The organism is Photobacterium sp. SP02, from assembly GCF_038519165.1.
Classification (GTDB): Bacteria; Pseudomonadota; Gammaproteobacteria; order Enterobacterales; family Vibrionaceae; genus Photobacterium; species Photobacterium halotolerans.
This window is the reverse complement of the sequence record NZ_JASJOJ010000101.1, coordinates 1-8,107: the sequence shown is the minus strand read 5'-3', so window position 1 is coordinate 8,107 and position 8,107 is coordinate 1. Positions and strand designations below refer to the sequence as shown.

Sequence of the window (8,107 nt, the reverse complement as noted above, 5' to 3'; positions counted from 1 at the left end):
TCATTACGATTACCCAGCGTCATCGGCTCGGTTTCAAATCTGGCGTTCGTGTGCTCAATGTAATGATTAAAAATAGCTGTGATAGCCGGGATGTGGGTGATGGTACCGGGAAGTATGTACATTGGATATTAGTTAGTGTTGATTATGGAAACATAATTATCAATGAATTTGGATTATGCTACAACTTATTTAATTTTATTTTCCTGGTCTTTACTAAAATTTTATTTAAATTTTAGAACGATTAAAAAAGCTGTATAGCTTAAGCAGTGCTAAACTATACAGCAAATTAGATCTCTATAGATTACTCACCAGACCATTGCTCTAGCATTTTTTCTCGCGAGGAGTTAATGACTGAAAGATCACTTTCGTCTGATTCTATCCAAATCATATGCTGATTAAAATCATGCGGCTCTAGCTTATTGTTATTCAAAAGTTTCGTTTCCTTATTCTTCTTGGCTTCATGTGAGATGTTAATTTTTTTATTCGTCATTAATTGTTCTTTTGACAAATCAACTAATTTTTTATCTCCAGGTTTTATCCATCTTTTAGGAATACCCTGACTCCACGAATCACTTTCTCTCAACCACATCTTAGGAGACTTCAAACTCTCTAAGCCTGAATTTTCTGCACCTGCCAAATTGATAGAAATCTCAACTTTATTACTTAATGCAGTTTCATACCCAACAACTGGTTTAAGTCCATTTACTGACTGACCCAGAACATTGATATATTTCAGATCAACATCAATCCCATAAATATCGATATCATTATCTAAATCAAAGGCACCAAAGTTGTAAGGTTCATAAGTGCCTGTCACCCATTGACGTAGTTGAGACTGATCAAGACTCTCGAAGTCAGATATAATACCGCCTGTCAACTTAATATCTTCCTTAATTTGATAGTGATTAGGGATAAATTTATACTTACCCTCATTTTTCACAATTTTTCCAATTCGGAACAATACCTTAAATTCAGATATCTTGAGAGCTTTTGTATTACTTATACTGTATCTAGAACCCGTCATGCTTATTTGAGCGCTCACTGGAACTTTATTTTTTTCCGAGTAACGATAATCGTCAAAAATCTTAGTTCCTACACTCGGAGTTGTTACCAAAGTACGTATTTTAACATCTGAATCCCAATTAAAATTTTCTACATCATAGCGAAGAAAATCATCACTGATAAATGGCTGAAAAGAAAAAGAAGCATTTCCATAACTGTTTACTGTTGATGCATTTTTCGCACCTTTTTGACTAATCCAGAAGAATAATTTTGGTGAATCAAAAACCTTAGGGTATTTAATTTTATTACCGTTAGATGGATTTTTATCCTCTAAAAAACCCTCTTCATAAAATAAGTGATCTCCAACCACTGTTTTATTGTTAATTTTATATTCTCTTTCAGGATTCAGACTTAATGTAAATTCTGATGCGTCTTCTTCATCATCCCAAAAACCACCATCTAAATCTCGATACTGTACCAACTTATCAACATCATCATTTCCTGGAATCGATAAACTATACGTGTAGTTCATAGTAAAATCGACGCCAGAGGAATTACTTCCACTTTGCCCAAAGAGAGATTTTAATGTCGGATGATTGTACCAGGCTATTGGTCGTGTACCCTGGACTTTATAAGCACCGAAATAAAAACTTGGATAAATAAATGTACCGAATATTTTCTTACCGTCTTTAAATTCTATTAATTTTTTCTCATGTTCTGTCAGCTCATTCTCGAAAATCTCTCTGACATACTGCGTATTCTCCGATGCGACTGTATCAAAAATGTCTCCACTATCCCACCAACTAATCGCTGATGCTTTCGCAGTAATAGGTAAGTGAATAATTTGCTCTTCATCTAATGCTTTATTTAGCTTCTCATTCTTTTCATCAACAATTACCAAAATCCGAATATTATCATAAGGAGATAGTTTAAATGATCTTTCCAATTGATAAAAGTCGTTGAAATTCTTCCACTTTTTATCCCCTGGCTTTCTCGCAGAGATCACAACTTCTTTAAATATATCATTCGTCAGATCTGTTGGTAATTTAACAGTAAACATATCAACAAGACTATCAACTGATTCACTGCCAATACAATGAACTGGGAAATATTTATGATAACTGCTCGACAGTTGTTTCACTTCATCAATCTTTTTCTCATCACCAAAAATAAAATTCTCAAGAGAAGTGACGTAGTATCCTGCTTTTGCAATCAATGCATCAAATGTATCAAATACCATTTCGCCATCATAGTTCACAACATCCAGCCAGTATTCATCCAGATTTAAACTCTCATCGAATATATTATCAATATCCCATTGATCGGCAAGAAGAAATTTATCAATATAACCTTTGATATTGAATTTTTTCTCTATCGATTCCTTATGTTCTGGATTCAAGTGGATTTCCAGTTGGTATCTCTTGAGTAACCTGACGAGCCCATTCAGCGCCAAGGCTCTCTTCAGATAACTTTTCAAGAATGGAATATTGACTTCACCAAATGCATTAGTAGCAATCATTTTTTGTGAAAGTGTTGCATCAACTTCACCAAGACTTTTAATCGCATTTTTAAAGGTATTCTCATCCTTGAATAGCTTTTCATATGCGAAATCAGCGACAGTAGAAACAACTTGTCCGGCTGCGATTAAAACACCAGCGGTCGCCATCGCAACCGGAAATGCTGCTGAGAATGCAAGCAATGTCGCATCTACAGTACTACTCGACGTTTCCCTTAAAGCGTCATTTAAATCTAACTCTGACTTAATCATTTCCTTTCTGGATTTTTCCAGTACAGATAATCCAACTCTGCTGACAGGATAATCATAGATTGCATTAAAGTTTAGTTTTATCTCAACTCTTCTATTTCTCTTACGATTTTCTTCTGAGTCATTAGGAAATAGGTTTTTTGATTCACCATACCCTTCTTCCCAAATAAATATTTCCCATATTCTTTTTTTATCCTCAGAAATTGAATCAATAATCGCATCTTTTACAGCGCGAGCCCTCAATGTCGATAAATTTAAGTTATAAGATTCACTTCCTCTATCACAGGTAAAGCCAGCGATTTCAATCGGTATTGGATCAGGTAAATTTTCTATCAAACTCGCAAGTTTTTTCAATCCGCTGCTAACGTTTGGATCGATTGTATTCAAACTGGCTCTATCAAACTCAAACCAAGTACTTGCCAATTTCAGTGACAAATCGCCCAATACCTCATTCACTGAAATGAAATTTTCATCTCCGCCAATTTGGCGTAATTGTGCGTGAATATCTTCCAATATTTTTTGATTTTCTTTTACTTGCACTGTATCAAGTAAAGCAATTGGCTTCGCTTGATTCGCTGTCGGAGATTGTATCTTATTAATATAAAAACCAGATTTTAAATTAAACTCCTGATCTTTAATGTCAGACTTTTCAAACTTTTCATACGTATCATGCAAATTATAAACTGCCTGACCAACTGTCATAATATCACCGCCAACTTTCAGCGGTTTGGCTAACAAATCAGAAAATGAAGTCATTCTATCATTTGCAGCCTTTAAGAAATTTTTAAGCTTCTCCGGGACTGGGATGATATTTATTTCATCAAGCCGATCACCAAATCGGTCTTTTAACCACTTTATTGTGGCTGGCTCATTTGCAAACGCTTCAGAAAACTTTCTTATTCTTGGATCTGCGGCAGTTGTCAATTTATCACTAGAAGCCGCATCAATAAATGTGTTTATTGACTCACCAATTCCCGCAATTGCAATTGCATTTTTAAAAAACTCATCATCTTGACCATCTTTAATTTTACCAATCAAACCGACAGTTGAATAAGCAACTTTAGACTTGGCATTCCAAGCAGATTGAGATGTAAAGCTTCCTACAGCACTTTGAAAAATCCCTTTCGATGTATTAAATACATTCTTTAAAAACTCTTGATAGTTTTTACTGATTTCATTTTTATTATTTTCTAATTTATCTTCACTAACACTTAACCTTTTGATGAGCTCAGTGAAATATTCAGGTGAATGATTTATCAGAGCTTCTTCAACACTAATTGGATCACCATTTATTAGTGCACTTCTCCCAAGCGCAGTTTTTATTGGCAGATCGAAAACTTTTTCTTTTAAAGAATAACCTTTTCTTAAACCATGATCTAAAACTTTTATTTTTTCTTGATCAAAATTATCAAAACTAATATCAAATCTTGCATAAGAGCTTGATATTAAATCAATGTTCATTTCACTTTCTATCCAAAATGTAGCTGTAATACTACCTAGTACTTCACCATCAGGATTTTTATGATCGATTGATTTAATTTCGGAAACTGGTTCTCCACTATCTGAGTCAACATCACCTGAAACTTTAATCGTTACAGGGATGTCTTTCAATTTCACTCTGGCTCCAATAAATTTTTCATCAGAAAAAGTAATTACAATAGTGTAAAATTGTGGCACTTCAATAATTCTTAATTTTTCATTCTCTAATGAGTCATACCAGGAATTATAGGCCTTGTGAACTTCATTATCAGCAACTTCATATTTATCAAACAACTGATCTTTTGACGTGCCAACATCGAGAAATTTTGTCTTTGTGCTAAAAGAATGAGTTTCATTTAACTTATTTAAAACTTCTGTCAAGTCTTCCAGCCAGGTCTCCCCTTTATTAAGGTTATATAAAGGCACCAATTGACTAGGAAATAACTTAAACTTTACTGTGTAATCGTTATGATAGTTTTTATCAGTCGTAGGTATTGATACAATTGACAATTCATTACTATCAAATTTTGAATTTAAGTATGATAATTTCCCAACTTCATCTGTCGAGGCAATAGGAAACTTTGCGTTCACTGTTTGTACGTGATCGCCTTCTCCATTAATTTTTTCTTCTATTAAAGTTTCAGAATCTGGTAATATTAGGGTTTCAAACGGTAACGGCTTGAACTTTGCGTTTTTACATATTTCTCCCTTTCTATTATACAGACGCCCCATTAAATAAAAACCAGACTGTATCTTTTTTTCTATAGCCATTGACGTAACCTTTATTAATATAATAGATCAATCCAAGTATCTTCATATCTTGCTTTTGAAGGCAATTCAGGAAAATAATCTGCAATATTTAGTCCTTCAAATGTTTCCTTTGCACTTATCGGAAGATACAAATCATCATAAATTCTAAATTGATATTCATCGCCAAAGTCATATTTATACTTTATTTTAGCTAAAGGTGTATCTTCCGAATCATTAATTATTCTATATATTTCACCATCTTGCATTGCCCATTTACCTAATTCAATCACACGAAAACCTAAGCTTTTTCCTACTATCTTCTTAGGCTCGTTTGATTTATACACATTGTACTCAAGTTTATTACTATCATACCTACAAGTAAAAAGACTAGAATCCAGTCCAAATGTACCACCATATTTACATTCATCAGAAAGGTAATTGACTCGCTCAGTTTTTTTTAAAATCGGCATATCATGAATCAATTGGTCTTTCTCTCTAGGTATTGACTTCAAAAAATCATTTTTATCCTTAATTTTTGAAATTGATTTTTTCTCATTCTCCAATAAAAACAAAATATTTTTATCATCATCAAAATCTTCCCCATAGATATCTTTTAGATATTTAAACTCTTCTGAAGCAAGTGTTAAGAATCCTATTTCACCCCCGTTGTTTATAAGTGCAACTTTTCCATCATCAGTCCATGCTTCTACAAAACACCGGTGTGATGCAAAATTATGTCCTTTTCTTTTTTCAATATCATAGAGAGTGCAACCATATCCCTTCTCATTTGAAGTTGAAATAATATACCTTCCATCAGGTGAGCGATTGGGACCTGTAAAGTAGCCTAGAGGTAAAATGCTCGCACCAAAGTCCTCGCGTGTTGCAACAAGTTTTACATCCTTCCCGTCTATCCCCATTGAGTAAAGATCAAAATCTGGAGCTCCATACTTTCTGGCCCTGAATAATACTCTTGGAATCTCATACTCTTCATCCCATACCTCATATTCAATATCATCCGGTATGCTTACATTTATTTTCCACGCGATAATGTCGGCTCTTGTTTTCCAACGTTCTATTTCAATTGCTTCAACTATTACATCCAACTGCTCCTGATAATCCTTATGATAAGCTATTTTCTCTTTAATCATTTTCCACGCAGGGTATGCGATTGCACCAACGCAAAGCGCCCCAACACTATAAGCCAGCAGTTTTTTCTTCATGATTGATTCCTAAAAATTTGTTGCGTTCAGCCAAAGGTTTCTGAGCTCTTCGATTTTCTTTGCTTCTTCGAAGGGCTCGTCAACCATCTCAGCATGTTCAATTTCTTCACATTCGTCTTGATCGTTTGCCAGTTCTTCAAACGGCATTTGCGTAAAAATGAATTCAGCACCATGCGGATCTTTGGGATTTGCAATAAAGAGAGTGAAACTTCCTTCTTTCGGCAATCCCGTGAACAGAGCCTGACGCCAGCGAGAGATTTCACTATCACCGCTCTTCTCCATTAACACCGATTGCTTCCAGTCGCTGTTTTCATCTTTCAAAACCGCGTAAATCGGCGGAATTTCACCGAAAACAGCAGAAGCCAGGCCCACTTCAACTTTGACGAGGAAACCGTCATTTTTACCGTCCACATATGCCACAGGTGTATTTGAAGATGCATACTGATCAAATACTGCGCACTGTTGAGTCAGCCAGGCCATATCGTCTTCAGAGACCTGATGAAGTTTGGCTGACTGAATATCAGCGGTGTGTTCCTGGGGCTCAAACGCCTGGCTATTTGAATACACAGACAGTTCATCCAGTGGTGTTGCAGCAGCATCCAGTTTTGCTGGATCATTTTCCAGTGCTTCTATTTGCTGATATGTCTTTTGTTTCGGTGAAAACATGAGTTTGACACCATTCTCACCGGCCTGAACTTCACCGGCAATTTTATACGGCACCCAGAATTGCGGCAGATCGAATCCATCCGCTTCACGGTATTCAATAACAGGCTGTTCTTTCTGCCTTTCCTGCTGATCTCTGACACGGTAATATTCGCTATCAATATCTTTGTAATAGCCAAACTCTGTGACTTGCAGCTCGCGCCAGAGTTTGCCTTTCCAGAAGACATACAAATAGCCACCTTTTAATTCCGCGGCTTTTTCTTTGTCTTTGCTGCTGTCCAGATAGGCCAGTGCACGAACCGGGATCAAAACCGTTTCCCATTCATCCATGTCCGCCTCTTTTTCTACCGGCATCAAATTGTCGGCCAGTAAAAAAGTCAGCGGATTTGGCAGCCCCTGTAATGGCACAACCAGATAAAGCTTTTTGGCTTCATTTTCCAGTGCTTTGAAGGTTGCCAGCGTTCTGTGACCTGTTTTCACATCGGCTATCGGCCGGGTGATTTTCTGATCCTGCATTTCGGTTTTAGCAAGCTGAAAATACGCCCGGTTTCCCTGCCACTGTCCGGCCAGTTCCACCACCAGTTTGTGCTCTGGTACGGGTTCTATCGGTTGATTGACCACATTACGGGGCAACGGGGTGATGTCTTCCAGCGGCGTATAATTCGCCTTTACATATCTCACTTTTTTCATTTACTTTTTCTCGTTTTTCTTCGCTTTGGCGAAACTAAACCACGTTAGGCTTGAAGGAAAACAACAGCGAGAAGCTAAGCGCTTACCAGCGGCCAACATGAGTGAACCAGGAATAGTGTCCGGGCATGAAAACATCGGACCTTGATTAATTGTGTGTGAGAAGGTGTATCGGCTATCGGGTTGCTGAATCAGCCTACAATGGCAATACATCATGATGACGCTCTCCGCAGCGAGTGTGCGCTTATTCGTGCTGTTGGCGGCTGTGCGATAACAGACCAACGAATAAGCCCAGCATGGCTCTTTTTTAATCTCTGTTCAGTACATGAACACACTGGGTACGGTCATCAAGACGTACAGCGGAAAACCCTATCAGATTGAATACCCTAATCAACTGATTTAATAACCTCTCCCACCTAAAAATGTCACTTTGTGGTATTGAGCCAAAAAATAATTTCTGTTTTGGCTCATTGAGTTACCGCTTTACGTGACTACCGTGTTCGGTTCCGACAGGGTGAACGTCATCATCACCCGGCGAATG

General features: G+C 36.9%; 4 protein-coding genes. 1 reads left to right on the top strand and 3 read right to left on the bottom strand.

Translation table 11 applies throughout. The features are described from left to right. Positions 1 to 236 (top strand): hypothetical protein (locus P0Y67_RS21790; protein ID WP_342393561.1); only part of this gene is annotated, 236 nt, incomplete at its 5' end. 65 nt (positions 237 to 301) lie between these two features. Here the strand turns inward: P0Y67_RS21790 and P0Y67_RS21785 are convergent. Genes P0Y67_RS21785 through P0Y67_RS21775 form a run of 3 tightly spaced genes read right to left on the bottom strand, consistent with a single transcriptional unit; the run spans position 302 to position 7,569 of the window. Then, entirely contained in the window at positions 302 to 5,017 is a 4,716-nt protein-coding gene (locus P0Y67_RS21785) for an OmpA family protein (RefSeq protein WP_342393560.1), read from the bottom strand. A 14-nt stretch (positions 5,018 to 5,031) separates the two neighbouring features. Continuing rightward, a complete protein-coding gene (locus P0Y67_RS21780; protein WP_342393559.1) occupies positions 5,032 to 6,216 on the bottom strand; it encodes a hypothetical protein in 1,185 nt (394 codons plus the stop codon). A 9-nt stretch (positions 6,217 to 6,225) separates the two neighbouring features. Then, complete coding sequence (locus P0Y67_RS21775; protein ID WP_342393558.1) at positions 6,226 to 7,569, bottom strand: hypothetical protein; 1,344 nt, start codon at positions 7,567 to 7,569, stop codon at positions 6,226 to 6,228. Between the last annotated feature and the right edge of the window lie 538 nt (positions 7,570 to 8,107).